At 70.4% G+C, this 13,720-nt stretch carries 12 protein-coding genes; 4 read left to right on the forward strand and 8 right to left on the reverse strand.

From position 1 onward, the window contains the following. Positions 1 to 169 precede the first annotated feature (169 nt). The 7 genes from ACGFNP_RS20350 to ACGFNP_RS20380 all read right to left on the reverse strand — a co-directional run bounded on the left by ACGFNP_RS20350 (position 170) and on the right by ACGFNP_RS20380 (position 6,617). Positions 170 to 1,036 (reverse strand): Ig-like domain-containing protein, encoded by an 867-nt coding sequence (locus ACGFNP_RS20350; protein ID WP_393320588.1) that lies wholly within the window; start codon positions 1,034 to 1,036, stop codon positions 170 to 172. A gap of 173 nt (positions 1,037 to 1,209) precedes the next feature. Then, positions 1,210 to 1,764: a hypothetical protein gene (locus ACGFNP_RS20355; protein ID WP_393320591.1), complete on the reverse strand. Its 555-nt coding sequence runs from the start codon at positions 1,762 to 1,764 to the stop codon at positions 1,210 to 1,212. 229 nt (positions 1,765 to 1,993) lie between these two features. Further along, positions 1,994 to 3,259: an ABC transporter substrate-binding protein gene (locus ACGFNP_RS20360; RefSeq protein WP_358316323.1), complete on the reverse strand. Its 1,266-nt coding sequence runs from the start codon at positions 3,257 to 3,259 to the stop codon at positions 1,994 to 1,996. Positions 3,260 to 3,264: 5 nt separating this feature from the next. Next, positions 3,265 to 4,266 (reverse strand): branched-chain amino acid ABC transporter permease, encoded by a 1,002-nt coding sequence (locus ACGFNP_RS20365; protein WP_358316321.1) that lies wholly within the window; start codon positions 4,264 to 4,266, stop codon positions 3,265 to 3,267. After that, complete coding sequence (locus tag ACGFNP_RS20370) at positions 4,263 to 5,144, reverse strand: branched-chain amino acid ABC transporter permease (protein ID WP_393320595.1); 882 nt, start codon at positions 5,142 to 5,144, stop codon at positions 4,263 to 4,265. The genes ACGFNP_RS20365 and ACGFNP_RS20370 overlap by 4 nt, the downstream gene beginning before the upstream one ends. A gap of 2 nt (positions 5,145 to 5,146) precedes the next feature. After that, complete coding sequence (locus ACGFNP_RS20375) at positions 5,147 to 5,863, reverse strand: ABC transporter ATP-binding protein (RefSeq protein WP_393320598.1); 717 nt, start codon at positions 5,861 to 5,863, stop codon at positions 5,147 to 5,149. Continuing rightward, entirely contained in the window at positions 5,856 to 6,617 is a 762-nt protein-coding gene (locus ACGFNP_RS20380; RefSeq protein WP_393320601.1) for an ABC transporter ATP-binding protein, read from the reverse strand. The genes ACGFNP_RS20375 and ACGFNP_RS20380 overlap by 8 nt, the downstream gene beginning before the upstream one ends. Positions 6,618 to 6,799: 182 nt before the next feature. Between ACGFNP_RS20380 and ACGFNP_RS20385 the strand changes: the two genes are divergently transcribed. The 4 genes from ACGFNP_RS20385 to ACGFNP_RS20400 are packed head-to-tail and all read left to right on the forward strand — an operon-like array spanning position 6,800 to position 11,320. Continuing rightward, entirely contained in the window at positions 6,800 to 8,137 is a 1,338-nt protein-coding gene (locus ACGFNP_RS20385) for a helix-turn-helix domain-containing protein (RefSeq protein WP_358316309.1), read from the forward strand. A gap of 56 nt (positions 8,138 to 8,193) precedes the next feature. Beyond that, on the forward strand, positions 8,194 to 9,675 hold the full coding sequence (locus ACGFNP_RS20390; RefSeq protein WP_358316306.1) for a long-chain fatty acid--CoA ligase: 1,482 nt from the start codon (positions 8,194 to 8,196) through the stop codon (positions 9,673 to 9,675). 47 nt (positions 9,676 to 9,722) lie between these two features. Further along, positions 9,723 to 10,502 carry an SDR family oxidoreductase gene (locus ACGFNP_RS20395; RefSeq protein ID WP_358316303.1) on the forward strand — a complete coding sequence of 260 codons (780 nt, stop codon included), beginning with the start codon at positions 9,723 to 9,725 and terminating at the stop codon, positions 10,500 to 10,502. Beyond that, the gene (locus tag ACGFNP_RS20400) at positions 10,499 to 11,320 is read left to right on the forward strand and encodes a hypothetical protein (protein WP_393320606.1); all 822 of its coding nucleotides are present in this window, start codon (positions 10,499 to 10,501) and stop codon (positions 11,318 to 11,320) included. The genes ACGFNP_RS20395 and ACGFNP_RS20400 overlap by 4 nt, the downstream gene beginning before the upstream one ends. Positions 11,321 to 11,437: 117 nt before the next feature. Here the strand turns inward: ACGFNP_RS20400 and ACGFNP_RS20405 are convergent, their stop codons facing one another. After that, positions 11,438 to 13,576: an alpha/beta hydrolase-fold protein gene (locus ACGFNP_RS20405; protein ID WP_393320609.1), complete on the reverse strand. Its 2,139-nt coding sequence runs from the start codon at positions 13,574 to 13,576 to the stop codon at positions 11,438 to 11,440. Positions 13,577 to 13,720: the final 144 nt, after the last annotated feature.

Here is a 13,720-nt window from a genome sequence, read left to right on the forward strand (position 1 = left end):
GCTCGCATGGCTGAACAAGAGAAGAGCGAAGCCGGCGGGACAAGCAGAGTCCCCAGGCCCAGCCACAGCGCCGGGATGTGCTGGCCGTACAGCGGGGCCGATTCCCACATGCGAGCGTCAGCGACCGGGTGTTGCGAGATCTGACTTGGCAAGCCCGTCTGTCGGCGGTTTACGCGCGTTGCCGGACAGAGTCGGTTTCGCCGGTAGTAAACGTCCAGGTGTAGGGCGTCATGACGTTGCCCGAGCCGTCCTTAGCGCCACTCACCTCGATTCGGTAGGCCTTCGAGGTGGCGAGTGGCGAGGTGGGGGTGAACGTCCATGTGGTGGTGTCGCCCGCGGTCGTTCCCTGCACGGTCGCGTTCGACGGGTCCTTGACGGAGATCTGAACGCCGGATACCGCTTCGCTGAACCCGACCGTGACGGCAGTGTCCACCGGCACGTTGGTTTCGTCCGCGGCGGGGTCGGTGCCATCCACCGTGGGCGGGTCGGTGTCCGGGGCGCCTGTGGTGAACGACCAGCTGTGCGGGGCGGGCATCACGTTGCCGGCCGCGTCTTTGGCGCCGGAGACCTCCACGGTGTAGCGGGTGTTGGCGGTCAGCGGCTTTTCCGGCAGGAATTGCGCGATGTCCTCATTCTCTTGCCTGGACACTCCGGCGATCGGCTCCCCGCCGGACCCCTTCAGCGCCATCTGAGCCTGGGTGACCTGCTCGCTGAACACAACCCAGATCTCGGTGTTGGTTGGCACGCCCGTCGCGTCCTTGTTCGGCCCTGCGGCGACCACGGTCGGTGGGTCGGCGTCTTCGGCGGGTGGATCGCCCGGCTCTGGAGTGGTCTCGGGCAGGTCGGTGGTGTCCACCACGGACTGGGTGTTGACCGCCGAGGTCTGTTCCAGCAGTTGTTCCGCCGTGATGTCCTCCGCCGGGAGCATTCCTGGGTAGCCGCGGGAACGTTCGGGGTCGTTCATGAACGCTTCCAACTCTTCGGGAGTCTGCGGCTCAGGTTCGCCTTCGTAGAAGAAGCGCATCTCTTCGGACACAAGAGGTCATCTTAATCGGCCGTCCGACAGCAGCATTAGGTTGCCGAGAACCTAGGAGTCTGTACGTGGGACACGGAACACTGTTGGCCCTTTGGCCCAAGCGTCTTGTGCTGAGATGGGGCCGGCAGGAGAAAGCCCTGCCGGCCCCATCTCAGGAAAACATCAGCTTTTGTCTATGGTTTTGGAATCTTCCCGCACAACTTGAATGACGAAGGTATTGAGATCTTTGTGGAGAAGGCGATGGAGAACCGGTCTCCATGGAGGATTCTCCGACCGCTGTAGAAGCGATTTTCCCTGTCCCCAGCTATTCGGTTATCCGGCGTCGGGATAACGCAGAGGGAGAACGGAATGTCCGGCACGAGGGGCTTGAATTCCCATCGTTCCCAGGTACTTGCGAAGGAGTATTCGTCGCATTGTTTGGCGTTGCCCTTCGAATAGCCTGCGCCGAAGATTTGAATGCATTTCGGATAAGTCAGGGTGCGACGCCTCTCGTCGGCTAGCTTGCCGTCGAGACGGTGTAGGAAGCTGAGTTTTTCCGGCGGTATTGTTATATTGGGGTCGCAGCGCTGGACCTGCCCATCGCGAAGAAGAACACCGAGAACATCCGCGCCAAGCTCAAACGTCTGGTCAACCGGGGCATTCTCGTCGAAACCGAGCCAGGACTGTTCGCCCAGCCACGCCCCCAGCCCAGCTGATAACGCCCTGACCAGCCCGCCTTCCCAAGACAAGGGACGAAAGGGGCATCAACTCGCGCAATGCCCACTGATGCTGAGCGGTTGCCTGTTGGAGCTGGGTGGGCTCGCTCCGGTTAAGGGGCCGCTTGCGTTTGGGAGGCGCCCGAGCGATTAGCGAGGACCACGCTTGTGAAGGTGGGGGTGTGGGGGGCGCTGCCCCCCACTGGACGCAGCCCGAAGCCCATTGCGCGACAGCGCCCCAAAAGCGAAGGCCCATGCTTGTTCAGCCCGTCAGCGGCCCGAACTCCTTGCGGGTGTCGATCACGTCCCCGAACAGCTCCCACCGCTCGCCCTTGAACTTCATGAGCTGCATCGACTCGATCGGGAAGCCGTCACCGGCGGCGGTGTTCATCGTCACCCCGGGCAGCAGCATGCCGACCTGCACGTCGCTCAAGCTGCGCATGGCGTCGCGCAGTCCTTCGCGCGTCGGGCACTTCGCGGCTGACATCGTCTTGTTGAAGGCGTCGGCCACCGCCCAGCCGTAGGTGAAGAACGGCACGTTCGGGTCGGCGCCCGGCGCGTACTGCTGCATCTTCGCCTTGTAGAGCTTCATCTCCGCGTCGTCGTTCCACGTCGGGTCCCTGGGGTCCTTGTAGTAGGAGGCGGACACGACGCCCTGCACGTTCTCCAACCCGACGGGCTTGAGCACGGTGATCGAGGCGGAGACGTTGTTGAGGATGTGCAGGGGGTTCCAGACGGTGTTCTTGGCGTCGGCGGCCAGCGCCTGGGAGGCGAACTTGGGCGTCGACACGTTGAGGAACACGTCCGCCTTGGACCCGGCCAGGTTGCGCATCTGGGGGTCCACACTCGGGTCGGTGACCTCGTAGCTCTGCTCGCCGACAACGGTGATCCCGCTGCCCTCGATGGCCCGCTTGAACCCGCCGAGCAGGTCCTTGCCGAAGTCGTCGTTCTGGTAGAGCACCGCGACCTTGGCATTGGGCTTCTCCGTCTTGAGGTATTTGGCGTAGATGCGGGCCTCGGAGATGTAGTTGGGCTGCCAGCCGATGGTCCACGGGTGCTGCGTGTCGGTGCCCCACTTCGAGGCGCCGGTCGCGACGAAGATCTGCGGCACCTTGTGCTGGTTGGTGTAGTCCCAGGTCGCCGTCGTCGAGGGGGTGCCCAGCGTCTGGAACAGCGCGAACACCTGCTCCTGCTCGACGAGCCGGCGGGCCTCCTCGACCGCCTTGGGCGGCTGGTAGCCGTCGTCGCGGACCACGAACTCGACCTTGCGCCCGCCGATGCCGTTCTTCTCGGCGTTGACGTAGTCGAAGTACGCCTTGATGCCCTTGGGGATGTCGCCGTAGGCGGAGGCGGGTCCCGACAGCGGGTAGATGCCGCCGAGCTTGAGGCTCTTGTCGGTGATGCCGGTCGCCTGCTGGCCCTGGCACGGTCCTGACGCCGTCGGGGCCGCCTCGTTCCCGCCCCGCCCCCCGCAGGCCGCCACGGCGACCAGGAGCATCGCCGTACAGCCGATAACAGATACGCGCATGCCTGTTACTCCTTCCGGAGGGTCTTCTTGATCGAGTACGCCGCGCGGCCCGCCAGCCCGGCCAGGCCGGTCGGGGCGACGTACATGACCGCGATGATGAGCAGGCCGAACACGACGCCGGGCGCGGCGTCGTTGACGCTCTGGGAGATGCTCGGCACGAACATCACGAACAGCCCGCCCAGCAGCGGCCCCCAGAACGAGCCGAGGCCGCCCACGACGAGGCCCGCCAGCAGCGTGATCGAGAGCGTGACGCCGAACGAGTCCGGCGAGACGTATCCGATCACCCACGTGTAGACACAGCCCGCGATCCCGGCGAGCATCGCGCTCCAGGCGAAGGAGAGCGTCTTGTAGTACGACAGCCGCACGCCCATGACCTCGGCCGCCGCCTGGTTGTCCCGGATGGCGTGCAACGCCCGGCCGACCCGCGAGTGCAGCAGGCCGCGGGTCACCAGGAACGCCGCGACGGCCACGGCCAGCGTGAGGAAGTACAGCCACTGGTCCTCGGCCAGCCCCGTCCAGGCGGGCGGCTCCGGCTTGGCGAGTGTCAGCCCCATGGAGCCGCCGGTGACCGACTCGAACCGTTTGAGCAGCGGCCCCAGGAAGATCGCGATGGCCATCGTCACGAGGGCCAGGTAGAGGCCGCGCAGCCGGACGGCGGGCACGCCGAACCCCAGCCCCAGCGTGAACGCCACCGCGGCGGCGACCGGCAGCGTGGCCGGGTAGGGCGCATCCCAGCTGTGCAGCATGATGGCCGCGCTGTAGGCGCCCACGGCGAAGAAGGCGCCGTGCCCGAGGGAGATCTGGCCCGCGTGCCCGACGAGCAGGTTCAGGCCGAGCAGCGCCACCGCGTAGATCAGCACCATGGTGAACTGGAAGACCCGGAACGGCACCAGTTGGAAGGGCGCGTAGCAGGCCAGCGCGAGCAGCACCACCACGACGATCCAGCGCCAGTTCGCGGGAATCCGCCACCGCCCGCCGGAGACCCGAGCCTCTGTCGCCTCGCTCATACCCGCTCCACCACCGCTCGCCCGAACAGCCCCTGAGGCCGCAGCAGCAGGACGCCGAGGATGATGACCAGCGGCACCCCGATCTTGAGGTCCGATCCGATGAAGCCGACGTACGCCCCGGCGAGCGTCTCGGCCACGCCGACGATCAGTCCGCCCACGACCGCGCCCACCGGGCTGTCGAACCCGCCGAGCGTCGCCGCCGCGAACGCGTAGATGAGCACCCCGCCCATCAGGTTGGGGTCCAGGAAGAGCAGCGGCGCCACCAGGACGCCGGATACCGCGCCCACCGTGGCGGCCAGCCCCCAGCCGAGCGCGAGCGTCCAGCCCACCCGGATGCCGACGAGCCGGGCGGAGCCCGGGTTCGACGCCACCGCGCGCATGCCCAGCCCGATCTTGGTGTGCTGGAAGAGCACGTACAGCAGGCCCATGACCACGCCGACCACCCCGAGGATGCCCAGCGTCGAGTACCCCACGCTGACGCCCCCGGCCGTGACCGCGCCCTCGGGGAACGGGTTGGGGAAGTCCTTGATGAGGAACGACCAGATCCACCCGGCGGCGGCGTTCACGAAGATGAACAGCCCGACGGTGACGATCACCACGGTCAGCTCGGGAGCGCCCTCGACCGGCCGGATGATCACCCGCTCGATGAGCATGCCGCCCGCGAACGACACCACCAGCGTGATGACCAGCGCCAGCCAGAACGGCAGGCCCGCGGCGGTGAACTGCCAGGCGAGGTAGGTGGAGAACATCGCCAGCTCGCCCTGGGCGAAGTTGACGATGCCAGTGAACTGGTAGATCAGCACCAGGGCCAGAGCCAGGCTGGCGTAGATGGCGCCCGCGCCGAGCCCCTCGACGACCTGCTGCAGGAAGCCGGCCATGGCTAGACCCGGTACCCGAGGTAGGACTGGGCGACCTGCTCGTCCGCCCTGATCCGCTCGGCCGTGCCCGACAGCACGATCCGGCCGGTCTCCAGGACATGCGCCTGTTGGGCGATGCCGAGGGCGAGATGGGCGTTCTGCTCGACGACGACCACGGTGGTCCGCTCCTGTTCGTTTATCGCCCGCACGATGCGGAACAGCTCCCGGGTGATCAACGGGGCCAGGCCCAGGGACGGCTCGTCCAGCAGGAGCAGCCGGGGCCGCAGCATGAGCGCCCGGCCGATGGCCAGCATCTGCTGCTCCCCGCCGCTGAGGCTGCCCGCCGCCTGCCGCAGCCTGGACTTCAGCGCCGGGAAATAGGTGTAGATGCGGTCGAGGTCGGCGTCCACGCCGGTGCCGCGCCGCCGTACGTACGCGCCCAGGCGGAGGTTCTCCTCGACGGTGAGCGGCATGAACGTGCCGCGACCCTCGGGCACGTGGGCGACGCCGCGCCGGGCGATCGCGTCCGGCGAGCGGCCGGCCAGCTCGGTCCCGCCGAGCCGGACGCTGCCGCGCCCGCGCACCATGCCGGACAGCGCTCGCAGCAGGGTCGTCTTGCCGGCACCGTTCGGCCCGAGTATCGCGCAGATCTCCCCCGGGGCGACGGTGAAGCTCAGCCCGTGCAGCACCCGGGCGTCCCCATATCCGGCTACCAGTTCCGTGACCGACAACTCACTCATGTGCCGTCCCCAGGTACGCCTCGATGACCCCGGGATCGCGCTGGACCTCGGCCGGGGCACCCTCGGCGATCTTGCGGCCGAAGTCCAGGCAGACGATCCGGTCGCAGATCCCCATGACGAAGCCCATGTGGTGCTCGACCACGACCATCGTCAGGTCGTACTCGTCGCGGATCGCGCGCAGGACGCCGGAGAACTCCGCCACCTCCGCCGAGCTGAGCCCGTTCACCGGCTCGTCGAGCAGCAGCAGTTCCGGGCGGCCGACCAGCGCCCTGGCCAGCTCCACCCGCTTGAGCGTGCCGAACGGCAGCCCGGCGGCCGGGTGGTCGGCGACCTCGGTCAGCGTCAGCCGGTCGAGCACCGCGTCGGCCTCGGCACGCAGCCTGGCCTCCTCGCGGCGCACGCCGGGCAGGCGCAGTCCCGCGGTGACGAAGCCGGCCCGGCCGCGGTGGTGCGCGCCGACCAGCGTGTTGTCGCGGACCGACAGGCGCGGGAACAGGCCGAGGTTCTGGAAGGTCCGCGCGATGCCCAGGGCCGCGATCGCGTGCGGTGGTACGGCGAGCAGGTCCCGCCCCTCGTACGCGACCCGGCCGGCGTCGGCGTCGTGGCGGCGGGTCAGGCAGTTGAACAGCGTGGTCTTGCCCGCGCCGTTCGGCCCGATGAGCCCCACCATCTCGCCGCGCCGTACGGAGAAGCCCACCTCGTCGAGCGCCGTGATGCCTCCGAAGCGGACCGTGAGCTCGCTGACCTCCAGCATCCGGCCTCCTGCTGACGGCGAGCGGAGAGCAATGTTCTGAAAGCGTAGGAGCCACCTCTCCGAAACCACATTGGGCACGGTCACCCAAGATGTGTCCTGGCTGTTGTCCGCCGGGCACAGGGTGTGTCTCGGACCGGTTACGACCCGTTGACCGCCCGGCGAAGTGCATGGATCATCCCGACATGTCCGGTGGTTTCAGCACGGAAACGCTCACCGGTTCGGAGGCGGTCCGCGTCCAGCGCACGCGTATCCTCTCCGAGCTTCTCGATCACCTAGCCGAACTGGCCGACACAGCCGTTCAGACGATGCGGGCCGAGATCCCCGCCTACGCGGCCCAGGACGAGAACTTCCTCGCCGACGTACGCGACCAAGTGGTCCGCCACTACCGCAGCACGCTGGCCGTGATGCTCGAAGACCGCACGGTCACGCTCGACGACATCGCCTTCGCGCGCCGGGCCGCCATGCGGCGGGCCAGGGCCGGGCTCGCCCTGACCGACTACATCAACGCCTTCCGCGTCGGCCAGCAGGTCTTCTGGGGGTCGGTGCTGGAGCGGGCCGGCCACTCGGCCGCCGGCCACGAGGCCGCGCTCTCGCTGGCGGCCCCGATCATGCGCTTCTGCGACTTCGCCAGCACGCACGCGGCCAACGCGTACATGGAGTTCCAGCACTACGCCGCGGCGGACGCCGTACGCGAGAGCAGAGACCTGCTGGAGACGCTGCTGGCCGGCGGCGCCCCCACGCGGAGCAGGCAGCTCGCCGCGGCCCAGGCGTACGGGCTGGGGCCCGACACCCGCGCGCCGCTGCTCGTGGTGGTCGCGGTCCTGCTCGGGCCGCGCGCGCTCGGCGCCGTGACCGGCGGGAACCCGGTCACCAGGGGCCCCGATCGCGGCGTCGACGCGCGGCACGTGACCTGCGCGGCCATCTCCAGGGCCGGGGCGAACGGCACGCGGACGCTGTCGGTCGTGCGGCAGTCGGAGATCGTCGCCATCCCCGCGCTCGGCCCCGGCGGCGATCCCGGGGAGCTGTGCGACCGGCTGCAGGCCGTGCGCGAGAACCTCATGCACGAGGGGATCGTGCTGGCCATGGGCATCAGCACGGTCGCCGCCGGGACGGCGGGCATCCCGCGGGCCTACGACGAGGCCCGTGCCGTGCTGGAGTTCCTGCCGGAGGACGGCGGGGTGGCGGCGCTCCCGCGGCTCTCCCCGTTCCAGTACCTGGCGATGAGAGCCGACGACACCGCCCGCCACCTGGTGGATCCGCGGATCACCGCGCTCCTGTCGGAGGACCGGGCGCGCGGCGGCGTGCTCACCGCCACGATCCGCGCCTTCGCCGCCGCCGACCTGAACCTGCGCGCCTCCGCCGAGCGGCTGCAGATCCACCCCAACACCGCCCAATACCGCCTGCGCCGCATCCAGGAGCGCACCGGGCGCAGCCTGCGCCGGATCAGCGACCTGCTCGATCTGCTCGTGGCGATCGCCCTGCACGACTCCCTGCCGCCCACCACCAATCCCGAGCGGTAAAGACTGGCCACCGCAACCGATGAGCGACGTGGGAGCGCCGACGTACCGTCGATTTCATGAACCTCGCTGACCGGCTCCACACCGCCGCCGATCGGCTCGGCGGGAGGACGGTTGTCACGCTCGACGACGAGGCGCTCACCTATGGCGCGCTCGATCTGATGAGCGCCCGCGTCGCCACGCTGCTGCGGCGGCGCGGGATCGGCGCGGGCGACCGGGTCGCGGTCATGCTGCCGAACGTCCCCGAGTTCGCCGTCGTCTACTACGGGGTGCTGCGGATCGGGGCGGTGGTCGTCCCGCTCGATCCGCTGCTGCGCAGGCGGGAGATCGCCGCGTACGTCGGCGACTGCGGACCCTGCCTGCTGATCGCCTGGCACGCCTTCGCCGAGACCGCCGAGGCGGGCACCGCGGGCACCCTGACCGACTGCTTCTTCGTCGTCCCCGGCGAGTTCCAGCGGCTGCTGCGTGGCCTGGCGGCCGACCTCGACGTCACCCCGCGCGCGGACGGCGAGACGGCGGTCATCCACTACACCTCCGGCACGACCGGCCGGGCCAAGGGCATCGAGCTGACCCACGGCAACCTCGGCGGCAACGCCGCGGCCGTCGCCCGCATGCACGCGCTCGGGGTGGACGACGTCGTGCTCGGGGCGCTGCCGCTCTACCACGCGTTCGGGCAGACCTGCTCGCTCAACGCCACCGTCCAGGCCGGCGCGCGGCTCACGCTGCTGCGGCGGTTCGAGGCGGGCCGGGCGCTGGAGGTCATCCGGCGGGACGGCGTCACGGTCTTCCAGGGCGTGCCGACCATGTACATCGCGCTGCTCGACCATCCGGGCGCCTCCGACATGTCGCTGCTGCGCATCCTGGTCTCCGGCGGGGCGGCGCTCCCGCTCGACGTGCTGCGGGCCTTCCAGACGCGGTTCGGCTGCTCGATCGTGGAGGGGTACGGGCTCAGCGAGACCTCGCCCGTCGCCTCGTCCAACCGCGGCCGCCACGGCACCCGGCCCGGGTCGATCGGCCGGCCGATCAAGGACGTCGAGATGAAGGTGGTCGACGAGGACGACGGCGACGTGCCGACCGGCCACATCGGCGAGATCGTCATCCGGGGCCCCAACGTGATGAAGGGCTACTGGAACAACCCGGCCGCCACGGCGGAGGCGATCCGCGACGGCTGGTTCCACACCGGCGACCTCGGCCGGGTCGACGACGACGGGTTCTTCTTCCTGGTCGACCGCCGCCGCGACGTGATCATCCGCGGTGGGTACACGGTGTACCCGCGCGAGGTGGAGGAGGTCCTGTACGAGCATCCCGCCGTCCGGCAGGCCGCGGTCATCGGGGTTCCGCACCCGGAGCTCGGGGAGGAGATCGCGGCCGTGGTGACGTTGCGCGCGCCGGTCGAGGCCGAGGAGTTGCAGGCCTTCGTCAAGGAGCGGGTGGCCGCCTACAAGTACCCCCGGCACGTCTCGTTCGCCGACGAGTTGCCCATGAGCCCCACGGGCAAGATCCTCAAACGCGCCATCGGCACGTTGACGCGCCACCGCTAGTAGAACTACGTTCTAGATACCGGCTGGTCGGCTAGGAAGGTGGCTTCATGCGGGTGCGGGACAAAGTCGTCGTCGTCACGGGCGCGGCGAGTGGGATCGGCCGCGCCATGGCGCTCAGGTTCGCCGCGGAGGGGGCGTCCGGAGTGGTCGTCGCCGACCTCGACGAGGCGGGCGCGGCCGAGGTGGCGAAGGAGATCGGCGACCGGGCCGTGGCCGTGCGGACCGACGTGTCGGTGGAGGCCGAAGTGGCCGAGCTGGCCGAGACGCCGTTCGGGCCTGTGGATTTGTTCTGTTCCAACGCGGGCGTCATCGCCGGGCGCGGGCTGGACGCCACCGCCCAGGACTGGAGCAGCCTGTGGGCGGTCAACGTGCAGGCGCACGTGTACGCCGCGCGGGCGGTCGTGCCCCTCATGGTCTCGCGGGGCAGCGGCTACCTGCTCAACACCTGCTCGGCGGCCGGGCTGATCAGCTGCCCCGGCGACGCCCCCTACGCCGTGACCAAGGCGGCGGCCATCGCCTTCGCCGAGTGGGTCTCGATCCACTACGCGCCCAAGGGCGTCAAGGTCAGCGTGCTGTGCCCGCAGGGCGTACGGACGGCCATGCTGGAGCGCGGTGTCGCGGAGGACCACCTGACGGCCCGCGCGGTCGGCGCGTCCGGGGCGATACTCGACCCGGCCGACGTGGCCGGCACGGTGGTCGAGGGGCTGGCGGCGGAGCGGTTCCACATCTTCCCGCACCCCGAGGTGGCCGACTTCGCCCGCCGGAAAGCCGACGATCCCGACCGGTGGCTGGCCGGGATGTCCAGGTTCGTGGAGTCGCTGTCATGAAGGCGGCACGGCAGGCCTGGCGGCGCCTGGAGCCGGTGCACGGCATGATCTACTTCGTCCCCGAGGGCCGGAAGCGGTACGCCGCGCTGGGGCTGAACAGCCGGGCCGGTTACTTCGCCTCGCGCTCGGCGGCGCTCGGCCGCGCCTCCGCCGAGCTGGTCATCGCGACCTTCTACAACTTCCACCCCGCTCTCGTACGGCAGGCGCTGCCCGCCGCATGGGACCAGGCGACGCCCGAGCAGCTCCTGGCCGCGCGGTACGAGGCGGCCGATGAAGCTCTGCGCCGGGCGGGCATCCATGAGCTGCCCTCGCTGGACACGGTTCTCATGCTGGCCCGGCGCGCCGCGGAGGCGGCTTGCGAGCACCCGCAGGGGCGCCCGCTGTTCGCCGCCCACGCCGCGCTGGCCTGGCCGGACGATCCGCTGCTGCAGTTGTGGCACGCGCAGACGTTGCTGCGCGAGTTCCGCGGCGACGGGCACATCAGCACGCTGGTCACCGAGGGCGTCGGCCCGCTGGACGCGCTCGTGCTGCACGCCGGCACCGGGGAGGTCCCGACGCCCTTCCTCAAGCTGAGCCGGGCCTGGCCGGAGCCGGAGTGGGCGGCCGCCGAGGAACGCCTGCGCGAACGCGGCCTCCTCGACGGCGACCTGCTCAGCGCCGAGGGCAAGGCCCTGCGCCAGCACATCGAGGACCGCACCGACACACTGGCGCTGCCCGCGTACTCGGCCCTGGGCGGGGATGGCTGCGAACGCCTGGCCGAACTCGCCCGCCCCTTCGGCCGCGCCATCGTCGACGCGGGCCTCCTCAAACCGGGCTGACCTTCGTCGGCGCGCGCCTCTCCAAGCGCGCGCCGCTTTGGGGGCGGGCCGCTTTGAGGGCGGGCCGCTTTGAGGGCGGGCCGCTTCAAGCCGGGTTTGAAGAGGCCCGCATGGGGGTCAGTCCTTCGTGGTGGGCAGGCCCGTGGACGGGTCGATCGTGGTGGTGAAGACGTCGCCGTTGCCCAGGGGCGCGCCGCCGGTCGGGGTGCCGTAGGTCAGGCCTGAGATGGCCACCTGGCCCGACGGGGTGGCGGTGGCGTACAGGTTGGCTTCGGCGAAGGGGTCGACGCCGTCGTCGCGGGCGGTGCCGAGTTGGGCGGCGGACTGCTGCTTGCCCTTGCCGTCGAGCCGGACCGTCAGGATGTCGGCCGCGCCCGCCACCACGCCCACCCGGCCACGGGTGTAGCCGGCCAGTGAGACCGCGCCACCGGGCAGTGGCACCACCGCGGCGCCCTCGTCGGCGGCCGAGGTGGCGACGGTGGTCTGCCAGCGCTGCTTGCCCGCGCCCGTGTACGCCGCCGCGACCAGGTCGCCGCCGACGCCGCCGGTGGCGACCGCGAGGCCCGCCGTGGTGACGGCCACCGCGTTCAGCCGGTCGTCACCGGCGCCGCCCACCGAGGTGGCCCACTGCCGGGTGCCCTTCAGGTCGTAGCCGGCGAGCCAGCCGTCGAGCCCGCCGAGCGCGGTCGTCCCCGGCAGGGCCGCGGTGGCGCTGCCGGTCACGTAGAGGTTCGTCCCGGAAGAGGCCACGCCGTACGCCTTGTCCTCCCCCACCCCGCCGTACTGGCGGACCCAGGAGACCGCACCGTCAGCGGACAGGCGGGCGACCAGCGCGTCCTTGTCCCCGCTGTTGGCCCCGTCGAGCGCGCCCTTGGTGTATCCGGCCACGTAGGCGCCGCCGTCGGGGGCGGCGGACAGGCCGTAGAGGCGGTCGGCCACGCCGGGCGCGCCGAACTGGGTGAGCCAGCGCACCTCGCCCTTCGCGTCCAGCCGGACCACGAACGCGTCGTCCGTGGCGTTCCCCGCGTGGTGGCCGTCCAGGTCGCCCTTGGTATAACCGGCGGCGAGCACGCCTCCGTCGGGCAGCGCCGCGACGCCGTACAGCCGCTCGTCGGCGGCGGTGCCAAGCTGTCTGGTCCAGCCGTCCGCCCCGCCGTGGACCAGCACCGCGTCCAGGCGTCCCGCGTACGGCTGACCGCCGACGGGTCCGCTCGCCGCGAACCCGGTGGTCAGCGAGCCGTCGGCGTGGGCCGCGACGCCACCGGCCCAGTCCTGGGCGGCCGTGCCGTACAGCGGGGCGGGCAGCCCGGCCGGCGGCGTGACGCTCAGCGCCGGGCCCAGCTCGGCCATCGCCTGCTCGAACGCGGGCGTCCAGACGGTCCAGTCGTGGCCGCCGTCGAGGACGCGGAGCTGCGCCGAGATCGCGGGCGAGCGCCTGGCCGCGTTGTAGAGGGCGGCGGACTCGAAGTCGAGGTCGTGGTGGGCGTCGGCCGGATCGGGGTTGGCGTACTCGTCGTCGCCGACGGCCACGAACAGCCGTACGGGCAGGTCCTGGTCCAGTTTGGGGAGCAGGGCGGGATAGTTCAGCTCCTGGTACACGACGTCGGCGAACTTCGCGCCGTCCTGGCCGTACGCGCCGTAGTCGCGGGCGGAGGAGTCGGACGGCGGCAGCGGCGTGTAGACGGCCGGGCTGAGCACGATGGCGCTGCCGAACAGGTCCTGGTGGGCCAGCGCGAAGCGCAGCGCGCCCGAGCCGCCCATGCTGTAGCCGCCGACCATACGGGCCTGGCGGATCGCCGCCGTACGGTACGTCGCGTCCACGTGGGCGACCAGGTCGCGGGTCAGCGCGGTCTCGACCGGCCGGCCGGGCAGGTCAGAGCCGGTGTAGCGGGAGTCCACGTACCAGCTTCCGCGTTCGCTCCACGGAGCGTCGGGCATGACGGCGATGAGCGGCGGGATCCGGCGGGTTCTGATCATCGCGTCGAGCGTGTCCTTGACGCGGGTCCACGCCTGCATGGTGTCGCCCCGGCCGTGCAGCAGGTACAGCACCGGATAGCGATCGGCGCCCTTGGCGTACCCGTACGGCAGGTAGAGGTTGTAGGCGATGCTCTCCCCAAGCGCCGCCGAGGGCGCGGACGCCGCGGTGATCGTCCCGGTCCGGTCCGCGTGCACGCGGGCCTCTCCCGGTACGGCCAGCAGGACGACGAGGGCGAGGGACACGAGCGCACCGACGCCGCTCCATCGAGGTAAGGGCATCGGCCGGCTCCCCGTAAACGTTTACAAGTAGTGCAGGAGAGTGTCCTGGCACCCCTTGAGCGGTGTCAAGTATCGCGACAAACGATCACAAGTCGCGATTTCTTACATTCGGCACCTCTGGCGGGCTCTAGGCTCTGACCCGAC

The sequence above is a fragment of the Nonomuraea sp. NPDC049269 genome, assembly GCF_043197155.1.
GTDB lineage: Bacteria > Actinomycetota > Actinomycetes > Streptosporangiales > Streptosporangiaceae > Nonomuraea.

Bases quoted from the DNA above. Each gene is read 5' to 3' on its own strand.
- ACGFNP_RS20360 (WP_358316323.1), bottom strand. From the start codon at position 3,259: ATGCGCGTATCTGTTATCGGCTGTACGGCGATGCTCCTGGTCGCCGTG.
- ACGFNP_RS20365 (WP_358316321.1), bottom strand. From the start codon at position 4,266: ATGAGCGAGGCGACAGAGGCTCGGGTCTCCGGCGGGCGGTGGCGGATT.
- ACGFNP_RS20370 (WP_393320595.1), bottom strand. From the start codon at position 5,144: ATGGCCGGCTTCCTGCAGCAGGTCGTCGAGGGGCTCGGCGCGGGCGCC.
- ACGFNP_RS20375 (WP_393320598.1), bottom strand. From the start codon at position 5,863: ATGAGTGAGTTGTCGGTCACGGAACTGGTAGCCGGATATGGGGACGCC.
- ACGFNP_RS20380 (WP_393320601.1), bottom strand. From the start codon at position 6,617: ATGCTGGAGGTCAGCGAGCTCACGGTCCGCTTCGGAGGCATCACGGCG.
- ACGFNP_RS20385 (WP_358316309.1), top strand. From the start codon at position 6,800: ATGTCCGGTGGTTTCAGCACGGAAACGCTCACCGGTTCGGAGGCGGTC.
- ACGFNP_RS20390 (WP_358316306.1), top strand. From the start codon at position 8,194: ATGAACCTCGCTGACCGGCTCCACACCGCCGCCGATCGGCTCGGCGGG.
- ACGFNP_RS20395 (WP_358316303.1), top strand. From the start codon at position 9,723: ATGCGGGTGCGGGACAAAGTCGTCGTCGTCACGGGCGCGGCGAGTGGG.
- ACGFNP_RS20400 (WP_393320606.1), top strand. From the start codon at position 10,499: ATGAAGGCGGCACGGCAGGCCTGGCGGCGCCTGGAGCCGGTGCACGGC.
- ACGFNP_RS20405 (WP_393320609.1), bottom strand. From the start codon at position 13,576: ATGCCCTTACCTCGATGGAGCGGCGTCGGTGCGCTCGTGTCCCTCGCC.